The organism is Microbacterium sp. NPDC090014 (assembly GCF_044748285.1).
GTDB lineage: Bacteria > Actinomycetota > Actinomycetes > Actinomycetales > Microbacteriaceae > Microbacterium.
On the sequence record NZ_JBIVFS010000001.1, the window covers coordinates 1,313,836 to 1,332,623 of the forward strand.

The following is an 18,788-nucleotide window of genomic DNA, read 5'->3' on the forward strand; positions in this document are numbered from 1 at the left end:
ACAATGGTGTGTGACGCACAGTAATGTGATGGACATGAACGAGACCCTCGACACGCATCTGCAGGAACTGCGCCGCGGCACCGTGGTGCTGGCGTGCCTGCAGCTGCTGCGCACGGCGGGGTACGGCTACGGGCTGCTCGAAGACCTCGAGCGCCGCGGCTTCGCCACCGATGCGAACACGCTGTACCCGCTGCTTCGGCGTCTCGAGAAGCAGGAGTACCTGACGAGCGAGTGGAACACCGACGAGGCGCGGCCCCGCAAGTTCTACCGCACATCGGAAGCCGGCATCCGGCTCGCCGACACCCTGACCGAAGAATGGCGATCGCTCACGACGGCGATCGCGACCCTCACAGCTGAGGAGAACTGACATGCCCTCGACAGCCACGCTCACCGAGCGATACATCAGCGCCACGATCCGCAGCCTCACACCCGAGGTGCAGGACGACGTCCGCGCCGAGCTCGAAGGATCCATCGCCGACGCGATCGACGCGAGACTCGAACAGGGGGACGACCCGGCCGAGGCGGAACGAGCGGTCCTCACAGAGCTGGGCGACCCCGGCGTCCTCGCCGCCGGCTACGCCGACCGGCCGCTGCACCTGATCGGACCCCGGTACTACCTCGTGTGGTGGCGGCTGCTCAAGCTGCTGCTCATCATCGTGCCGGTGTGCGCGATGGGCGGTGTCGCGATCGCGCAGGCGATCGAGCGCGCACCCATCGGAACGATGATCGGCGCCGCCGTCACGGTCGGCATCTCGGTCATCGTGCACGTCTGCTTCTGGGTGACCCTGGTCTTCTTCATCCTCGAGCGCACCGGAGCGGACACCGGGGTGAAGTGGGACGTCGACCAGCTGCCCGAGCCGACCCAGAACGGAGCCGGCAGGGCGGATGCGATCGCGTCGCTCGTGTTCCTCGTCCTGGGGGTGGGCGCGGTCTTCTGGGACGCATTCATCGGCTTCTTCCCGACGGAAGGAGATCCGATCGCGATCCTGAACCCGGGTCTGTGGCCCTGGGGGATCACGTTCTTCCTCGGGCTCTTCGTCGCCGAGGCGCTGCTGACGGTGGTGGTCTACGCTCGCCGCCGCTGGACGATCGGTGCCGCTGTGGTCAACACCGTGCTCGCGGCGGTGTTCGCCGTCTGGTCGCTGACGCTGCTGGTGCAGGGCGAGCTGCTCAACCCCGAGTTCCTCCGCTTCGTCTTCACCGACAACGGCGTGACCGATGAGACGATGCGCATCCTGACCGTGATCACCGGGTTCGCCCTCATCGCGTTCCCGATCTGGGACATCGTCGACGGCTGGATCAAGACCGCTCGCGCTCGCCGCGGCTGATCACCGCACGCAGACGGCGTCGCCTCTTCGGGGCGACGCCGTCTCCGTGTGCAACCCGGGCGGGAATAGGCTGGATGCTGTGACCAGCGCATTCGTCTCAGACCTGTTCGACCCGGACGAATGGGTGCTCGCGCCCGGTGCCGAGGACTACACCGACATCACCGCCCACGTGAGCACGGACGGCGGAGTCGCGCGCATCGCGTTCAACCGCCCCGAGGTGCGCAACGCCTTCCGCCCGCACACGGTCGACGAGCTCTACCGGGCACTCGACGACGCACGGCAGAACCCCCGCATCGGCGCGGTCCTCCTCACCGGCAACGGACCGAGTCCGAAGGACGGCGGGTGGGCGTTCTGCTCGGGCGGCGACCAGCGCATCCGCGGCCGCGACGGATACAAGTACTCCGATGACGAGACGACCGTGCACGATCCGGCTCGCGCCGGTCGCCTGCACATCCTCGAGGTCCAGCGCCTCATCCGCTTCATGCCGAAGGTCGTCATCGCCGTCGTGCCGGGCTGGGCGGCCGGCGGAGGGCACTCGCTGCACGTGGTGTGCGACCTCACGATCGCCTCCGCCGAGGAGGCGCGGTTCAAGCAGACCGACGCCGATGTCGGCAGCTTCGACGCGGGGTACGGATCGGCGTACATGGCGAGGCAGACCGGGCAGAAGTTCGCGCGCGAGGTGTTCTTCCTCGCCGAGGAGTACTCGGCGCAGCGGGCGTACGAGGCCGGGGCGGTCAACCGGGTCGTGCCCCATGCCGAGCTCGAGCGCGAGGCGCTGAAGATGGCGCGCACCGTGCTCACCAAGTCGCCCACGGCGATCCGCATGCTGAAGTTCGCCTTCAACGCGGTGGACGACGGGCTCGTGGGGCAGCAGGTGTTCGCGGGCGAGGCCACGCGTCTCGCCTACGGCACCGATGAAGCGGTCGAGGGCCGCGACTCGTTCCTCGAGAAGCGGGACGCCGACTGGACCTCGTTCCCCTGGCACTACTGAGCGGATCGAGACGCACATGGTCGCGCTGACGCCGACGGATGCCGAGGATCCGGCCGAACTGCGGGCCGCTCTGGCGCGCGCGCTCGACGGCGGGCCGGCGCTCGGATTCGGGATGCTCGGAGACGCCCCGAAATGGGTGCCGGACGGCACGGCCGTCGTGATCGCCACCTCGGGCTCCAGCGGGGTCCCCAAGCGGGTCGCGTTGAGCGGCGAGGCGCTGCGGGCGAGTGCCGAGGCGACGGCGTCGAGAGTGGGCGGCGGGCGCTGGCTGCTCGCCCTGCCTGCCGGATACGTGGCCGGACTCCAGGTCATCGTGCGGTCTCTGATGGCAGGCACGCACCCTGTCGCGCTGAGCGGTCGGTTCTCACCCGATTCGTTCGCCGACGCGACGCTGTCGATGCTCCGCCCGCTGCCGGGCGGTTCCGCCGGCATCCCCGAGCTGTACACCTCGCTCGTCCCCGCGCAGCTGTCGACGCTGCTCGATGCGGCAGACGACCGACCTGTGCGTGCGGCCCTTCAGGCGTACCGGGCGATCCTCGTGGGTGGCCAGGCGCTGCCGGAACCGCTGCGCGACCGCGCCGCCGATCTCGGCATCCGACTCGTCCGCACCTATGGCTCTACCGAGACGAGCGGGGGATGCGTCTACGACGGCGTCCCCCTCGACACCGTCGCCGTGCGCACGGTGGACGGAGAGCTGCGCATCGCCGGTCCGATGCTCGCTGACGGCTATCTCGGCGACGGGGAGCTCACGGCGAAGAACTTCTCGCGCGACGAGCACGGCATCCGCTGGTATCACACCGGCGATCTCGGGCTCTACGACGACGGCGTCGTGCGGGTGCACGGTCGTGCCGACAACGTGATCGTCTCCGGCGGCATCAACATCTCGCTCGATCGGGTCGAGCGGTTGGTGCGCGGCGTTCCGGGTCTCACCGATGCGGTCGTGGTCGGCGTGCCGGACGAGCGATGGGGCGAGGCCTCGGTCATCGTCGCCCCGAGAGGCGAGGCGCTGCGGCGCAGCGAGGCCGAGCAGCTCGCGCACGCGAGGGATCTCGTCGCCGAAGAGCTGGGCAGGCACGCTAGGCCGGCGCGGCTGATCATGGTCGACGAACTCGCCGTGCTGGCCTCAGGCAAACCCGACCGCGAGTCGATCAGACGGGCCGTCGTCGAACTGCACTGACGGTCGATTCGCCGGAGTGGGAACTCTCCTGCCAGAGTGAGGCATGGCCACCTACACGCACGGACATCACGAGACCGTCCTCCGCTCTCACAGCAGCCGCACCATCGCGAACTCGGCGGAGTACCTGCGCCCCCACCTCACCGCGAACACCAGGCTTCTCGACGTCGGAGCGGGGCCCGGCAGCATCACGGTCGACTTCGCGGGCGTCGTCGCCCACGTGACGGCGACCGAGATCGATGAGAACGCGCTCTCACTCTCGCGCGATCTCGCGTCGAGCAGAGGGCTCACGAACCTCGACTTCGCGGTCGAAGACGTGCACGCGCTGAGCTTCGCCGACGACACCTTCGACGTCGTCCACGCGCACCAGGTGCTGCAGCACGTCGGCGATCCGGTGCAGGCGCTGCGTGAGATGCGCCGGGTCGCAGCGCCCGGCGGTGTCGTGGCGGCACGTGACGCCGACTACGCAGGCTTCATCTGGTTCCCCATGCTCCCTGAACTCGACCACTGGCTCGACCTCTACCGGCGAGCGGCGAGGGCCAACGGCGGCGAGCCCGATGCGGGGCGCCGCCTTCTCGCCTGGGCCCGCGCGGCCGGATTCGATGACGTCACCGCGACGACCTCCAACTGGACCTACGCGAATCCCGAGGATCGCGCCTGGTGGGGCGGCATGTGGGCCGACCGCATCCTCGAATCGGCGCTCGCGCGGCAGCTGGTCGACAGCGAGATGGCGACGTCGAGCGACCTGCAGGAGATCAGCGACGCGTGGAAGCGCTGGGCCGACGACGGCGACGGCTGGTACCTCGTGCCGCACGGCGAGATCATCGCCCGCGCCTGACCGGACCGCGGATACATCTGCAGGCGGATGCGAGGCGGATGCCGTGCCGCGTAGCGTGGGGGAGTGATCCGCCCGCTCTCCCGTACGGCGCTCGTGCTCGACATCGTCGGGGCGGCGCTGCTCTTCGTCATCCTCACGCCGTTCTCCGTCGTCTTCTACGGGCCGGGGGCGGTCGGCGAGGGGATCAGCGGTGCGGCGGTCGCTGCGATCGTCACCGCGGGCATCCTGATGTTCGGCGGAGTCGCGATCGGCAGGCTCGCCCCCGGACTCGCGCTCGCCGCGGCCTGGGCGGGCGCGATCGTGCAGATGCTGTCCGGATTCGGTCCGCTGCCGATCGATGTGGCGATCCTCCTGGTGCTCTACGCGACCGCCGCCTGGGGGTCCCGCGCGGTGCTGTGGTGGGGCTTCGGCTCGGCGCTGCTCGGTGCTCTGGTCTCGGCGGTCTACCTGGTCGTCGTCACGGGCGTCACCTCCGGCACCAGCGGGTGGGATCAGCTGACGACCGGCACGCTGCTCCTGGTCGTCTCGGTGCTCGCGCTCGGATTCGCGTGGGTCTGCGGTCTGCTGTGGCGGGTGGTGCTGCGCTCGCGGAGCACCCGTTCGGCGCAGCTGAAGGCGGAGTCGCTCGCGGCGGAGGAGCAGGAGCGTGTGCGGATCGCCCGCGACATGCACGACATCGTCGCACACTCGCTGGCCGTGGTGATCGCGCAGGCCGACGGCGCCAGGTATGCGGCCGCCGCGAAGCCCGAGATGGCCACCGAGGCACTCGGGACCATCGCCCAGACCGCTCGCAGCGCCCTGAGCGACGTGCGTCTGCTGCTCACGCAGCTGCGCCACCGTCAGGGGGACGGTCCCCAGCCGACGCTCGCAGACCTCGAGTCACTGTTCGCGCAGGTGCGTCAGGCAGGAGTCGAGCCCCGGATCACCGTCGATCCGATGCCGCCGGGGGAGCCGCCGGGAGCGATCCAGCTCGCGGTGTACCGGATCCTCCAGGAGGCGCTCACGAACGCCATCCGTCACGGCGACGGCGCGGTCGACGTGCACCTCGCGTGGCTTCCCGACCGTGTCGACATCCAGGTGCGCAACACCGTGGGACGGGATCAGCCGCAGATCGGCGGCGGTCACGGGGTGATCGGCATGCGTGAACGGGCGCAGCTCGTCGGCGGTAGCCTTCAGGCGGAGCGCCAGGGAGCGCAGTTCGTCGTCCGCGCCTCGCTCCCGATCGGAGAAGTCGCATGATCAGGGTCGTCCTCGTCGATGATCAGGCGCTGTTCCGCGCCGGAGTCCGCATGCTGCTCGCCTCGCAGCCCGATCTCGACGTCGTCGGAGAAGCGGGCGATGGCCGCGAAGCCGTCGCTCTCGTGCACGCGACTCGACCGGACGTGGTGCTGATGGACATCAGGATGCCGGTCATGGACGGGCTCGCTGCGACCGCCGAGATCCTCGCTCAGCCCGACCCGCCGCGCATCGTCATGCTGACGACCTTCGACCTCGACGAGGCCGCCGCTCGCGCGATACGTCAGGGGGCGAGCGGATTCCTCCTGAAGGACGCCGACCCCGAGTTCCTCCTCGCCGCGATCCGCACCGTCCACGCGGGCTCGAGCGTCATCGCCGCGTCGGCGACCCGCGAGCTGTTCGAGCACTTCGCCGAGGAGCCGAAGCCGGTGCCCGTGCAGTTCTCCGCGCTGACCGAGCGTGAGCGCGAGATCTTCGCGCTCGCCGCCCGGGGGCTCTCGAACTCCGAGATCGCCGCTCGCGAATATCTCAGCGAGGCGACCGTCAAGACCCACATCAGCCGCATCCTGACGAAGCTCACCCTCCGCGACCGGGTGCAGCTGGTGGTCTTCGCGTTCGAGCACGGACTCGCCTGAGCCGATTCCTGTCCGCGGGATCATCCTTGCGATGTAGGCGGATGCGCCGTCAGGCCGACGCGGCGGAGCAGCCGGCGTCCGTAGCGTCGAAGGCATGGAGATCACGACCACCGACCTCGGGCTCGCAGCCCGCGTCCAGCACCTCAAGAAGACCTACGGCGCCGGCGAGGGCACCGTCCACGCGCTGGACGACGTCAGCGTCGGCATCCGCCGCGGACAGTTCACCGCCATCATGGGACCGTCCGGTTCGGGCAAGTCCACGCTCATGCACATCATGGCCGGCCTCGACACCCCGACGCAGGGGAGGAGCTGGATCGGCGACACCGAGATCACGGAGCTCGGAGACCTCGATCTCACGATCCTGCGCCGCCGCCGGGTCGGCTTCATCTTCCAGGCGTTCAACCTCGTGCCGACGCTCACCGCCCTCGGCAACATCATGCTGCCGTTCGAACTCGACGGGCGGCGACCCAGCGCGATCGAGAAGGCGCGCATCGATGGACTGATCCAGACGCTCGGGCTCGGATCCCGTCTGCAGCACCGACCGCATCAGCTCTCGGGGGGCCAGCAGCAGCGCGTCGCCATCGCCCGTGCGCTCGCCACGGCGCCCGATCTCGTGTTCGCCGACGAGCCCACGGGCAATCTCGATTCCCGCACGGGGCGCGAGGTGCTGCAGCTGCTGGCCACCGCGAGCCGCGAGCACGGACAGTCCATCGCCATGGTCACCCACGACGCGATCGCGGCGAGCCATGCCGACCGGGTGCTGTTCCTCGGAGACGGCCGGATCGTCGCCGACCACCCGCGCCAGACCGCCGAGGAGATCTCGGCCTACATGCTCGCCGCCGAGGTCGCGGCATGAGCGCCGTCATCGAGTCTCCGACTCTCGCCGTCGTACCGCAGACGTCCGCGACCGGTCCGCGCCTCGCCTGGCTGCGCGACCGGGGCATGGGCGCCAGCATCCTGGTCGCAGCGCTCTCGGCCGCCTTCGGAGTGGTGCTGGTCGAGACCACGGCCTACCTCGGAGCCGTGCTGCAGGCCGACCCCTTCATCGGCGACAGCGAGACGCTCGCGTTCATCGTGGGACTGCTCTCGGTGCTGCTCACGGGCGTCGCGATGTACGTCGCCGCGATCGTCACCGCGAACACGTTCTCGACGATCATCGCCGGGCGCACGCGTCAGATCGCCCTGATGCGGCTCATCGGCGCGACCGCGAGGTCCCAGCGGGCCGTGGTCGGCCGGCAGGGCTTCGCGGTGGGCGTCATCGGCGCGGCACTCGGGCTTCTCGCCGGCCTCGTGATCGCCGCGGTCGGCGTGCAGATCGGTTCCGGACTGATCGAGAACGTGCCGCAGGGGTTCTCTCTCGCCCAGCCCTTCATCGCCTTGCCGGTCGTCGGCGTCGCGCTCACGACCTGGGCGGCGGCATGGGTGGGCTCCAGACGCGTCCTCGCCGTCACGCCGCTGCAGGCGATCGGCGGGTCGGTCGAGCGCACTCACGACGAGCTGTCCCGCCCCGGGCGGCACATCGGCGCATGGATCCTGCTGGTTTCCGGCACCGTGCTGCTGGCGGCAGGGGTCGTCGTCGGCCTCGTGCACCCGCTCGGGGTGGTCGTCGCCTTCGTCGGCGGACTGCTCTCCTTCACCGGACTCGCGCTCGGATCGGTGCTGTTCATGCCTCCCGTGCTGCGTCTGGTCGGGCGGATGTTCGGATCGAGTGCCACGGCACGACTCGCGGCCGAGAACGCCCTCCGCTATCCCGAGCGCTCGTCGCGCATGGCGATCGGCGTCGTGATGGGGGTCACACTGGTCACGATGTTCGCGGTCGCGCTCGAATCGGTCAAGCAGATGCTGATCGGTCAGGTCGAGGGTGAGACGCCCGCGGAGTTCTTCACCCCGTTCGACGCCTTCGCATCGGTGATGATGGTGCTCGTGGCGGTGTCGGCGGTGATCGCCGCGGTCGGTCTCGTCAACCTTCTGACGATCGGCGTCGTGCAGCGTCGTCGCGAGCTCGGACTCCTCCGGTCCATCGGCCTGTCCAATGGGCAGGTGCGCCGCATGGTGCTGCTCGAGGCGGCGCACATCACGGTGGCCGCCACGCTGACCGGGTTGATCCTGGGCATCGCCTACGGATGGATCGCGGCGCAGTCGCTGCTCGGCTCCGTGCCGACCCTGCCCGACTTCGAGGCCGCCGGGCTCGTCGCACCGCACGTGCCCTGGCTGCCCGTGGTCATCATCGTCGCGGCGACCGCTGTGCTGACCCTGGTGGCTGCCGCGACGCCGACCCGCCTCGCCACCCGCGTGGCGCCCGTCGAGGCACTGGCCGCCGACTGACGACGACGCCCGGGGATGCCCCGATGACCGAATCCGTCATCGGGGCATCGGCACCCGGGCGGTCGTTCTAGGCTGGACGGATGCCGTCTCCGTTCGACCAGTCCACGTATCAGGTGCGTCTCGAGTGGGGCGTCGACGGGCTCGATCGCCTCGCGCCCGCCGATGTCGTCGTCGTGGTCGACGTGCTCCGCTTCTCGTCGACGGTGGCAGACGCTGTCGCGTCGGGCTCCGCGGTCTCGCTCGACGACGCGCGTGAATGGTCCCGCAACGGCGCCGCGGTCGCCGCCCGCGCCGGCGAAGCGGTCGTGCTGATCGGAAGTCTCCGCAACGCGGCGGCAGTGGCACGAGCGATCGCGACGCTGCAGGAGCGCAACCAGTCACGCACTTCCGTGAGCGTGATCGCCGCGGGCGAAGCCGACGCCGCGGGCGCCGTGCGCTTCGCGGTCGAGGACCACCTGGGAGCCGGCGCGATCGTCGCCGCGCTCACCGAACTCGGCATCGACCACACGGCGCCCGACGCGGCCGTGGCCGCCGAGGGATTCCGCGCGCTGAAGAGGGCGCTGCGCCACATGGTCAGCGCGAGCGGTTCGGCGCGTGAGCTCGCGGACGGGGTCGCCGCGACCGAGCGGATGCGGGCATCCGGTGCTGCGCCGACGACGGTGTCGGACGCCGCCGAGCTCGACGCCCTGGATGTCGTCCCCGTGCTGCGTGACGGGCTCTTCGTCGCCTTCGACTGAGCGGTCTGCGGTCGTCCCCGGCGCGCAGGCCATCCCCGCTCGTGGGTGAGGCGCCTGTGGATCTCGTCCCTGCACGCGCTCGGCAACAGGCCGTGCATCCGGCACGGGTTTCGTGTTCCGCGACGTAGGGTCATGGCATGAGGTTCGTCCCCGCTTTCATCGTCGATGCCGTCCTGGTGCTCGTCTTCGCCGTGATCGGCCGTGCCTCGCACGGAGAAGATCCCGGCGGGTTCCTGCTCACCGCCTGGCCGTTCATCGTCGCCCTTCTGCTGGGTCACATCGTGGCCGCGCTTCTGCCGGCGAGACCGCGTCGACCGTGGTCGCTGGCCTGGGGTGCCGTCGTCTGGCTCGTCACCGTGGTCGGCGGGCTGCTGCTGCGGGTCGTGGCGGGGGACACCGCGCAGATCGCGTTCATCATCGTCACGACCCTCGTGCTCGGCGTCTTCCTCGTCGGGTGGCGAGCCGTGGCAGCGCTCCTGCGTCGGCGTGCGGGGCGTGCGAGCGACGTCGGTGCGGCGCGCGGGCGGCCTGAGGAGCGGGAGGATGACGACACTCCCGTCGACCGGGACGCACCCGCCGACGCGGCAGCCTCAGATCGAGCGCAGGAGGAACCCTCGCCCGAGGCCGATCCGGAATCAGGTCCTCACGCGCGCTGACCGCACTCTGCGGGTTCGCGGCGCTCGGGGCGGGTCGACGTCGTGCGCGGATCAGCGCGACATCTGCGCCGCGAGCCTTGTGTCGGCCGTGATCTCGCGCCGAGTCCAGTCGAACAGGTAGCGCGCGTCGTACGAGCGGGAGCAGCGCGCGCACGATGTGGCGCGTGAGGGACGCCGGTGGCGGTAGGTCACGTGACCAGCGGGGCACTGGCCGACCCACGGCGCGAGTTCGACCGCCGTCTCGCCATGGTGGGTGGTTCCGCCGACGTAGCCCAGGTCTCGGGCCACGCGCTTCCAGGTCGGGCCGTGGGCCGCTTCATGACCCGCGAGGGCATGCGCCACCTCGTGCAGCAGCACCTGATGGATCTCGTCGTCCTCGAACCGCGCAGCCAGATACCGCGACACGGTGATGCGCTTCTTCGTGTAGTCGCACTGCCCCGCCCGACGCTTCGCGTGGTCGAAGCCGAATGACCAGCTGTCGTCGAGGTGCAGCGTGATCAGTGCCTCGCCCCAGACGCGCACCCGGTCAAGTTCCGCCATGCGATCAGGCTAAGCCATACCGCCGACATCGCCCCTCAGCGGGGCACCGGCGGGCGTGTGCTGCCGTCAGCCCGCGACGAGCTGCGTCGTGCGGCGCCGCTCGGCGGCTTCGATGGCGAGCAGCACCGTCTCGAGCTCTCGGTCCTCGGCCCCGGCCTCGCGGCGCAGGAAGAGGGACTGCTTGAAGCTCTCGCGAGCGGTCTCGTAGTCGCCGGCCTCGTAGGCGTTCCTGCCGTGATGGTGGTGCGCGAACGCGGCGATCGACAGCCAGCGCTGTCCCTCGGCCTCGGCGGCGCACGTCGCGAGCTCCTGCTCGGCGGCGGCGTGGGCGCCGCGGTGCTGCAGGATCGTGGCGTGCAGCACCCTCGAGCGCAGGACGTCCTTGCGTGTGCCCGCCATGCGCGACTGGCGCACGGCCTCATCGGCGAGGGGGAGCGCTTCGTCCAGACGGTCGAGGACCTTCAGCAGCCAGACCCGCTCCAGCAGTGCCGGAAGGCTCCGCTGGCTCTCGATCTCCTCCAGCCGTGCGGCGCATTCACCGAGGTCGACCAGCTCGCGAAGGCTCTCCGGGTCGTATCCCTGGATGAAACTCATTGCTCTCCTTCCGCAGCGTCCCCCGTCAAGTGTGCCTCGCGTCGGCGCAGTCGTCGGGGCGGCACGCCCCACGGCCCCGCATCCGATCTCGATTGAGGCCTCAGCGGAGGAACAGCGAGGCGTCCGGACGAGGGGAGGCGACGGCATCCGCATCGGTCACCACGCGCGCACCCCGCACGAAGGCGGTCACCTCGGCACCCTGCGCGATCTTGGCGGGATGTGGCCCCGCGGCGAGCATCCTGGGCAGCCATTCGGTGGGCAGGGGAGCCGCCGATGCGGCGATCACGAGGTTGCCGAACCTGCGCCCCTTCAGCACCTGGGTGTCGGCGAGGACGCCGATCTCGGGCAGCACCTCCGCGATCGTCGCGACCTGTCGCCGGGCGAAGGCGAGGCCCGGCCCGTCGGCGACGTTCACGAGCAGCACGCCGGCGGGCGCGAGCAGTTCGGCGAGTTCGCGGTAGAACTCGATGCTGGTGAGGTGAGCTGGCGTCTGGGCTCCGGAGTAGACGTCCGACACCACCAGATCGCAGGTGCCGACGATCGCCGGGGGGAGGCGGCGGACGCCCTCGCGGGCATCTCCGATGCGGAGCCGGATGGCCGCGCCTCGCGGCAGGGGGAGGTGCTCGCGCACGAGGGTGGCCAGCGGTGCCTCGAGCTCGATCACCTGCTGCCGGGAACCGGGGCGGGTCGCATCGATGTAGCGGGGGATCGTCAGTGCGCCCGCGCCGAGGTGCACCGCGGTCAGGGGACCGGCGGCGAGCTGGTCGATCACGGCGCCCATCCGCACGATGTACTCGAAGTGCAGGTGCGTGGGGTCATCCAGGTCGACGTGCGACTGCGGGGTGTCGTCGACGATGAGCTCGAATCCGCTGGTGAACTCCGACGGCACGATGCGGGCGATGCCTCCGTGGTCGAGACGGACCTGCGGGTGCTCGGTGTCCTTCGCTCGCGTCCTGCCCATCCTCCGAGACTACGCGCTCACTCCGCTTCGACATCGTGTGGTCGGCTCACGCGATGGGAGGATTGAGGGCTGCTGACTCGCCGCGAGTCTGCCGCGGAGGCTCGATGTTACGGCCGCATGACGTTTCCGAGAATAACTTGCAGGGAATTAGTTAGTGATGAATACTTTTTCCTACGTGGTAGGCACCCGATGCCGCCAGGACGTTCAAAGAGGAGATCCCTGATGCACAAGCGCATTCTTCCGGTCGTGGCGCTGGGCGCCGTGGCCACCCTGGGCCTGGCGGCCTGTGCCGGCGGCGGAGCCGACACCGGCGGAGCCGTCGACGGAGAGGGCCAGGAGCTCACCGTCTGGATCATGAAGGGCACGAACCCGGACGCGAGCGCGTTCTACGACGAGGTCTCGAGCGCCTTCGAAGACGAGACCGGCGCCACGGTCAAGATCGAGGAGATCCAGTGGGCGGACGCTCATGATCGCTTCGTCACGTCGATCGCCGGCGGCACCACGCCCGACATCGCCGAGACCGGAACCACCTGGACCGCGGAGTTCGCGGACGCGGGTGCCCTCGAGCCGCTCGACGAGTACGTCGACGCCGAAGACGGCCTGCGTGACGACCTCGTCGAGGGCCTCGCGGTCGCCGGCACCTACGAAGACGAGCTGTACGGCATGCCCTGGTACGCCGGAGTCCGCTCCATCGTCTACCGCACCGACGTGTTCGAGGAGCTCGGTCTCGAGGCCCCGAAGACGTGGGACGACATCGTCACCGCTGGCGAGGCCATCAAGGCCGCCAAGCCCGACATGCTGCCGTTCCCCGTCGCGGGTGACGCGGAGTTCCAGGTGTACCCCTGGGTCTGGGGCGCCGGCGGCGAGGTCGCGACCCTCGACGGCAAGACCTGGACGAGCGAACTCGACAGCAAGGAGTCGCAGGCCGGCATCGAGTTCTACACCGGACTCGCGACCGAGCACGGCTTCTCCTCCGCCGGGGCCACGACCTGGAAGGAGACGGACCTCCGTGACTCGTTCACGCAGGGCAACGTCGCCATGATGCTCTCGGGCTCCTGGACCCCGAAGGCTCTGATCGAGGCCAACCCCGAGCTCGAGGGCAAGATCGGCGCCGCCGTGATCCCCGGCGAGGACGGCGGCATCGCTCCGTCCGTGCTCGGCGGCTCGCACCTGTCGGTCTTCAACACGACCGAGAACGCCGACCTCGCATGGGAGTTCGTCAAGCTGATGACCACGGGCGAGTTCGCCGAGAAGTGGGCTGACGAGACCGGATATTTCCCGGGAGTGCAGTCCGCGATGGAGGAGGCCCTGGCCTCGACCGACCCGCTCGTCGCTCCGTTCGCGCAGCAGATGGTCGAGGGCGGCGCATCCGTGCCGGTCACCCCGAACTTCGGTGCCGTTCAGGCGAAGAAGACCACCAACTCGATGATCCAGGCGATCCTCAGCGGGCAGAAGGACGTCGCCACGGCGACGAAGGATGCCGCTGCTGAGATGACCGATCTGCTCAACCAGTAAGGCTGTATCCCTTCATGTCGATGGTGCAAGCGCCACTGCCGGTCACGAAGGCGGAGTCCACCTCCGCCTCCGTGGCCGGCGGCCGGCCGCCCAAGCGGGGTTTCTCGCTGATCACGGCCCGCCCCTGGCTTCTTCTCGCCCCCGGGCTGGTCATCCTCGCGGTGCTCATGCTCTGGCCGCTCATCCAGGTCGTCATCTTCTCGCTGCAGGACTACGGTCTTCGCGAGATCAACACCGGCGAGAACAACTGGATCGGCGTCGACAACTACGTCGAGGCGCTCACCAACCCGACCCTGTGGACCGTCGTCCTGCCGAACACCGTCGGCTTCGCCGCCGTCGCCGTGTTCGTCACGGTCGCGGTCGGCACGCTCGTGGCGCTGCTGCTCGCGAAGCTGGGCACGGTGTGGCGCACCATCGTCTCGAGCTGCATCATGGTGGCCTGGGCGATGCCGGCCGTCACCGGAACCTACGTCTGGACGTTCATCTTCGATGCCGACCGCGGCATCTTCAACACCGTCCTGCAGGATCTCGGCCTGATGGACGACCCGGTGAACTGGTTCACCAATCAGTGGTCGTTCTACGCGATCGTGCTGCTGAACGTCGTGCACCACGGCTTCCCGTTCGTCGCCATCACGGTGCTCGCGGGCCTGCTCGGCGTCTCGAAGGAGATGCTCGAGGCGGCCGCGCTCGACGGCGCGAACGCGTGGATGCGGTTCTGGAAGATCATCTTCCCCACTCTCAAGCCCGTCTTCTCGGTCGTGATCATCCTGTCGACGATCTGGGACTTCAAGGTCTTCGCGCAGGTCTACCTGATGCCTGGTGGAGGCGGCGGCAACCGGTCGGTGCTGAACCTCGGCGTCTGGTCGTACGTCGAATCCTTCGGCCAGAACCGCTACGGCTTCGGTGCCGCGCTCGCCGTGCTGCTCACCCTCGTGCTGATCGGCATCACGATCGTGTACATCCGCTCCCTCATGAAGGAGGACGAGCTGTGAACCCCCGCCCGTCTGTCATGTCGCGCGTCGGCACCGGCATCGCGATCGCCGCCGTCCTGATCTTCACGCTGTTCCCCGTCTACTGGATGGTCTCCAGTGCGCTCGACGCCAAGGCGTCCAGCGGAGGGCAGTCGCTGCTGCCTCAGGAGTTCACGTTCGACAACTTCGCCTTCGTCCTCACCGACGGCGGTTTCGGCACCTACCTCCGCAACTCCGCGATCGTGGCTCTCGTCACCGTCCTGGTCAGCGCCCTCGTGTGTCTGCTCGCGGCTGTCGCGGTCGCCCGGTTCCGCTTCAAGTTCCGCACGACCATCCTGATGATGATCCTCGTCGTGCAGATGGTTCCGCTCGAGGCCCTCGTCATCCCGCTCTTCCTGCAGGTCAAGAGCCTCGGGCTGCTCAACAGCATCCTCGGCCTGATGGTCGTGTACGTCGCGCTCTCGCTGGCGTTCGGGATCTGGATGCTGCGCGGATTCGTCGCCGCCGTTCCCGTCGAGCTCGAGGAGGCCGCGTACATCGACGGCGCCAGCTGGTGGCGGATGTTCCGCTCGATCCTGCTGCCGCTGGTGATGCCCGGTCTCGTCGCGACCAGCATCTTCAGCTTCATCACGGCCTGGAACGAGTTCATCTTCGCCATGACGATCCTCGGCAGCGCGACCGACCAGTACACGGTCTCGATCGGACTGAAGTCGTTCTTCGGCCTGCACTCCAACGACTGGGGCAGCATCATGGCCGCGTCGACGATCATCACGATCCCGGTGATGGTGTTCTTCGTGATCGTGCAGCGTCGTCTCTCGGCCGGCATGGTCGCGGGAGCGGTGAAGGGATGACCGACGACCTCGTCCGCCTCGCCAACGGGGTGCTCTGGCCGGGGTTCCTCGGCACGGAGGCCCCCGAATGGCTTCTCGACGAGCTGCGCGACGGCCTCGCGGGTGTCGTGTACTTCAGTCAGAACGTCGGCGAGGGACTTCCGGCTCTGAGCGACGAGATCCTCCGGGCCAATCCGGACGCGCTGATCGGGATCGACGAGGAGGGCGGCAACGTCACACGCCTCGAGTCCGCAGCCGGCTCCACGCTTCCGGGGGCGGCTCAGCTGGGCATCGTCGACGACGTCGAGGCGACGCGGGCATCGGGTGCCGAGCTGGCTCGACGAGTGGCCGCGATCGGCGGCAACGTCGTGCTCGGTCCCGTCGCGGATGTGAACACCGATCCGCGGAATCCTGTGATCGGCGTCCGTTCCTTCGGTAGCGACCAGAAGCTCGTCGCCCGACACGTGCAGGCGGCGGTGGAGGGACTGCAGAGCACGGCGGTCGCGGCGTGCGTCAAGCACTTCCCGGGGCACGGTGACACGCACACCGACTCGCACCACGCACTGCCCGAGATCTCGCTGGGGATCGAGGAGCTCGAGCGCGTGCACCTCGAGCCGTTCCGCGCGGCGGTGGCCGCAGGTGTCGACGCCGTCATGACCGCGCACATCGTCGTTCCCGCCTGGGGCGCCGAGCCGGCGACGCTGAACCCCCGAGTGCTCGGGCTGCTCCGTGGCTGGGGCTTCGACGGCGTGATCATCACGGATGCCCTCGACATGGCGGCCATCCGCGAGACCGTCGGCATCGGCGAAGGCGCCGCGCGTGCCCTCGCGGCCGGAGCGGATCTGCTGTGCATCGGCAACCCGACGAACCGCGGTGAGGCCACGCTCCCCGACCAGGACCGTCGAGACTTCCTCGCCGCGCGCGACGGGATCCTCGCGGCGGTGGACGACGGCTCACTCTCTCGCGAGCGACTCGCCGAAGCGGCCGGGAGGGTCTCCCGCCTGGCTCAGACGCTGAGCGTCCGTGCCGAGACTGCGACTCCCGTCGACTACGACGGATCGGACATCGTCCGACGCGCGATCACAGGAGTGACGCGCGATGCCGAGGCGCTCGCCGTCGTCGACGCTCGCCGACGTTCGACGCTCGCGGTCGACAGCGCGTCGGCGTACGTGGCTGAGACTCTGGCGGCAGACGGTCATCGCGTGCGCGTCGACGTCGCACGGACCACGATCGACGAGCAGGATGGGGCTCTCGACGCGGCTGTCGCCGCAGACGGACTGACGGTCGTCCTCCTGGATCGTCCAGACACCGACGACGGGCAGCGTGCGCTCGTCGAGCGCGCCGCTCTGCGTGATCCCGACGCGGTCGTGGTCAACGTCGGACTCGCGGCACGGCAGCCTCTGCCCCTCGCGCTCGTGGAGGTCGGATCCGCGAGCCGGATCGGAGCCCAGGCCGCCAGAGATCGACTGATCGGGGGCTCGTCGCGCCGCGCCGATCCGTCGCCCGACAGCGCAGGTGCCGCCGACTGAGGCAGGATGACACCGTGGACGCCGATGTTCTCGCGCTGGTGCGCCGATCCGTTCCCCGACTGAGTGCTGCAGAAGCACGGGTCGCGGAGACGATCCTCGGAGACCCCACGCTCGTCGTCGACCTCGCCATCAACGACCTCGCCCAGCTCTGTCACACATCGCTGTCGACCGTGGCTCGCTTCGCGCAGTCGCTCGGCTTCAGCGGATACCGGGAGCTGCGGGTCGCGGTCGCCCGCACGATCACGCTCGCCCAGGCGCAGCAGGCGCGCTTCGGCCTCGACACCACGGCGATCGATCCCGATGACGAGCCGTCCGCCATCGCTGCGAAGCTCGCGGCACAGGAGATCGACGCGATCGAGAAGACGGCGCTCGGACTGGACGCCGACGCGCTCGACCGCGTCGCCAGGGCCGTCGTGGCGGCGCGCCACGTCGATCTGTTCGGGCAGGCCGCATCGTCGTTGACCGCTCAGGACCTTCAGCAGAAGCTCGCGCGCATCGGGTGCTCGGTCGCGCACTCCGCCGATCCGCACCTCGCCCTCACGACGGCGTCGCTGCGGACCCCGGAGGACGTCGTCATCGCGTTCTCCCACGGGGGCGAGACGCAGGAGGTCGTCCGGGCTGTCGAGATCGCCAGAGATGCGGGCGCCTTGTCGGTGGCCATCACCAGCGCCTCCGACTCGACGCTCGCGCTCGCCGCAGACGTCTCGCTGATCACCTACGCGCAGGAGTCGCCGTTCCGCATGGCCGCGATGTCGAGCCGCATCGCGCAGCTGGCGCTGGTCGACATCCTCTTCGTCCGGGTCGTCCAGCACCGGGGCGAACCCGTGGTCATCCCGCTCCAGCTGACGCACGACGCTGCGGCGCCACGTCGACGTCGCTAGAAGCAGGCGATGAGATACCCGTCGACCGTCACCGGTGCTCGTGGCGACCGGCAGGAACAGCGCCGCTGATCAGTCGATGTGGTCTCGGGTGCTGACCAGTGCCCTGGTCGCGATCCGGTGCGCGCGAGCGAGGCTGCCGGTGAGCGAGAGTCCCGACAGGACGCCGGCCAGGAATCCGGCGGCGAACGCATCTCCGGCGCCGATGGACTCCACGACGGGGACATCGAGCGACCTGCTGTCGGTGCGCTCGGCGCCGTCGAAGGCCACAGCGCCGTCTGGACTCGTGGCCAGCAGATACCTCGGTTCGGGGAACAGCTCGCGCAGTCGATCGGGCTCGCCGGTGCCGAAGACCGCCTCGGCGTCGGGGCGTGTGCAGAACGCGATGTCGGCGCGGCGGACGTAGTCCGCGATCACCGCGCGCCCCTCGTCCTGTCGCCCGCGCCACAGCGCAGGTCGCCAGTTCACGTCGAAGCTGAGCAGCCGCCCGTCGCGCGGCGCATCGAAGAGGGCGTTCTGCGCTGCGTGGGCGGTGTCCGAGAGAGCAGGCGTGATCCCCGAGGTGTGCACGAGGGCGGCCTGTGACAGCAGCGTGGATGCCGCGTCGGAGTCGAGCGTCGCCGGCGACAGGGCCGCGGCCGCGGAGCCCGAGCGGTAGTAGTGCATGGTCCCGTCGACGGAGCCGTCCGGACGCGGCGACAGCTCCTTGACGTAGAGGCCGGTGGGCGCCTCGGCGTCGATCTCCACGGCGGAGTCGTCGACCTCGTGCCGGCGCAGCTCGGCGGTGAGGAAGCGCCCGAACCCGTCGTCGCCCACACGGGAGACGACGGCGGTGCGGATGCCGGCCGAGGCCAGTGCGATCGCCGTGTTCCACTCCGCTCCGGCGAGCGAGCGGTGGAACGTCCGCACGTCCTCGAGGGGCGCGGCGATGGCCGGGACGAAGGAGACGAGGCCCTCGCCGACGCAGACGGCGAGGGGAGACGTGTCGGGCACGCTCTGGAGATTACCGGATCGGCCACACCCCCGGACATCCGTAACAGGAATGAAACC

20 protein-coding genes are annotated in these 18,788 nt (G+C 69.6%); 16 read left to right on the forward strand and 4 right to left on the reverse strand.

Going from position 1 to position 18,788, the window contains the following annotated elements:
• Positions 1–34 precede the first annotated feature (34 nt).
• The 11 genes from ACIPV5_RS06215 (at position 35) to ACIPV5_RS06265 (ending at position 9,920) form a co-directional block, all read left to right on the forward strand.
• Positions 35–367, forward strand: a complete 333-nt coding sequence (locus ACIPV5_RS06215) for a PadR family transcriptional regulator (RefSeq protein ID WP_082586537.1) — start codon at positions 35–37, stop codon at positions 365–367.
• A gap of 1 nt (position 368) precedes the next feature.
• Positions 369–1,328 carry a permease prefix domain 1-containing protein gene (locus tag ACIPV5_RS06220; protein WP_400340359.1) on the forward strand — a complete coding sequence of 320 codons (960 nt, stop codon included), beginning with the start codon at positions 369–371 and terminating at the stop codon, positions 1,326–1,328.
• A gap of 79 nt (positions 1,329–1,407) precedes the next feature.
• Complete coding sequence (locus ACIPV5_RS06225; protein ID WP_187250008.1) at positions 1,408–2,319, forward strand: 1,4-dihydroxy-2-naphthoyl-CoA synthase; 912 nt, start codon at positions 1,408–1,410, stop codon at positions 2,317–2,319.
• 16 nt (positions 2,320–2,335) lie between these two features.
• Positions 2,336–3,496, forward strand: a complete 1,161-nt coding sequence (locus ACIPV5_RS06230; protein ID WP_400340361.1) for an AMP-binding protein — start codon at positions 2,336–2,338, stop codon at positions 3,494–3,496.
• Positions 3,497–3,539: 43 nt separating this feature from the next.
• Complete coding sequence (locus tag ACIPV5_RS06235; RefSeq protein WP_285365041.1) at positions 3,540–4,331, forward strand: class I SAM-dependent methyltransferase; 792 nt, start codon at positions 3,540–3,542, stop codon at positions 4,329–4,331.
• 63 nt (positions 4,332–4,394) lie between these two features.
• Positions 4,395–5,570 carry a sensor histidine kinase gene (locus ACIPV5_RS06240; protein WP_400340363.1) on the forward strand — a complete coding sequence of 392 codons (1,176 nt, stop codon included), beginning with the start codon at positions 4,395–4,397 and terminating at the stop codon, positions 5,568–5,570.
• Positions 5,567–6,202, forward strand: coding sequence for a response regulator transcription factor (locus ACIPV5_RS06245; RefSeq protein ID WP_053098884.1), 636 nt, complete (start codon positions 5,567–5,569; stop codon positions 6,200–6,202). The genes ACIPV5_RS06240 and ACIPV5_RS06245 overlap by 4 nt, the downstream gene beginning before the upstream one ends.
• A 94-nt stretch (positions 6,203–6,296) precedes the next feature.
• Positions 6,297–7,058, forward strand: coding sequence for an ABC transporter ATP-binding protein (locus ACIPV5_RS06250; protein WP_053098885.1), 762 nt, complete (start codon positions 6,297–6,299; stop codon positions 7,056–7,058).
• The gene (locus tag ACIPV5_RS06255) at positions 7,055–8,527 is read left to right on the forward strand and encodes an FtsX-like permease family protein (RefSeq protein WP_400340364.1); all 1,473 of its coding nucleotides are present in this window, start codon (positions 7,055–7,057) and stop codon (positions 8,525–8,527) included. Before ACIPV5_RS06250 ends, ACIPV5_RS06255 begins: the two co-directional genes overlap by 4 nt.
• Positions 8,528–8,607: 80 nt before the next feature.
• On the forward strand, positions 8,608–9,264 hold the full coding sequence (locus tag ACIPV5_RS06260) for a 2-phosphosulfolactate phosphatase (RefSeq protein ID WP_400340366.1): 657 nt from the start codon (positions 8,608–8,610) through the stop codon (positions 9,262–9,264).
• Between the two features lie 137 nt (positions 9,265–9,401).
• Positions 9,402–9,920 (forward strand): DUF3054 domain-containing protein, encoded by a 519-nt coding sequence (locus ACIPV5_RS06265; protein WP_320491008.1) that lies wholly within the window; start codon positions 9,402–9,404, stop codon positions 9,918–9,920.
• A gap of 51 nt (positions 9,921–9,971) precedes the next feature.
• Here ACIPV5_RS06265 and ACIPV5_RS06270 read toward each other — a convergent pair whose 3' ends face one another.
• The 3 genes from ACIPV5_RS06270 to ACIPV5_RS06280 all read right to left on the reverse strand — a co-directional run bounded on the left by ACIPV5_RS06270 (position 9,972) and on the right by ACIPV5_RS06280 (position 12,015).
• Entirely contained in the window at positions 9,972–10,460 is a 489-nt protein-coding gene (locus ACIPV5_RS06270) for a SprT-like domain-containing protein (RefSeq protein WP_053098888.1), read from the reverse strand.
• 66 nt (positions 10,461–10,526) lie between these two features.
• Positions 10,527–11,054 carry a hypothetical protein gene (locus ACIPV5_RS06275; RefSeq protein WP_056277172.1) on the reverse strand — a complete coding sequence of 176 codons (528 nt, stop codon included), beginning with the start codon at positions 11,052–11,054 and terminating at the stop codon, positions 10,527–10,529.
• A 100-nt stretch (positions 11,055–11,154) separates the two neighbouring features.
• Positions 11,155–12,015, reverse strand: coding sequence for a spermidine synthase (locus ACIPV5_RS06280; protein WP_400340369.1), 861 nt, complete (start codon positions 12,013–12,015; stop codon positions 11,155–11,157).
• A gap of 222 nt (positions 12,016–12,237) precedes the next feature.
• Here ACIPV5_RS06280 and ACIPV5_RS06285 point away from each other — a divergent pair, with 222 nt between their 5' ends.
• The 5 genes from ACIPV5_RS06285 to ACIPV5_RS06305 are packed head-to-tail and all read left to right on the forward strand — an operon-like array spanning position 12,238 to position 17,741.
• Positions 12,238–13,530 carry a sugar ABC transporter substrate-binding protein gene (locus ACIPV5_RS06285; RefSeq protein WP_053098891.1) on the forward strand — a complete coding sequence of 431 codons (1,293 nt, stop codon included), beginning with the start codon at positions 12,238–12,240 and terminating at the stop codon, positions 13,528–13,530.
• A 14-nt stretch (positions 13,531–13,544) separates the two neighbouring features.
• The gene (locus ACIPV5_RS06290) at positions 13,545–14,522 is read left to right on the forward strand and encodes a carbohydrate ABC transporter permease (RefSeq protein WP_053098892.1); all 978 of its coding nucleotides are present in this window, start codon (positions 13,545–13,547) and stop codon (positions 14,520–14,522) included.
• Positions 14,519–15,352, forward strand: coding sequence for a carbohydrate ABC transporter permease (locus ACIPV5_RS06295; RefSeq protein WP_053098893.1), 834 nt, complete (start codon positions 14,519–14,521; stop codon positions 15,350–15,352). Before ACIPV5_RS06290 ends, ACIPV5_RS06295 begins: the two co-directional genes overlap by 4 nt.
• Positions 15,349–16,860, forward strand: a complete 1,512-nt coding sequence (locus ACIPV5_RS06300; RefSeq protein ID WP_400340372.1) for a glycoside hydrolase family 3 N-terminal domain-containing protein — start codon at positions 15,349–15,351, stop codon at positions 16,858–16,860. Before ACIPV5_RS06295 ends, ACIPV5_RS06300 begins: the two co-directional genes overlap by 4 nt.
• A gap of 14 nt (positions 16,861–16,874) precedes the next feature.
• A complete protein-coding gene (locus ACIPV5_RS06305; RefSeq protein WP_053098895.1) occupies positions 16,875–17,741 on the forward strand; it encodes a MurR/RpiR family transcriptional regulator in 867 nt (288 codons plus the stop codon).
• A gap of 69 nt (positions 17,742–17,810) precedes the next feature.
• Here the strand turns inward: ACIPV5_RS06305 and ACIPV5_RS06310 are convergent, their stop codons facing one another.
• Positions 17,811–18,731, reverse strand: coding sequence for a sugar kinase (locus tag ACIPV5_RS06310; protein ID WP_400340374.1), 921 nt, complete (start codon positions 18,729–18,731; stop codon positions 17,811–17,813).
• Positions 18,732–18,788 lie beyond the last annotated feature (57 nt).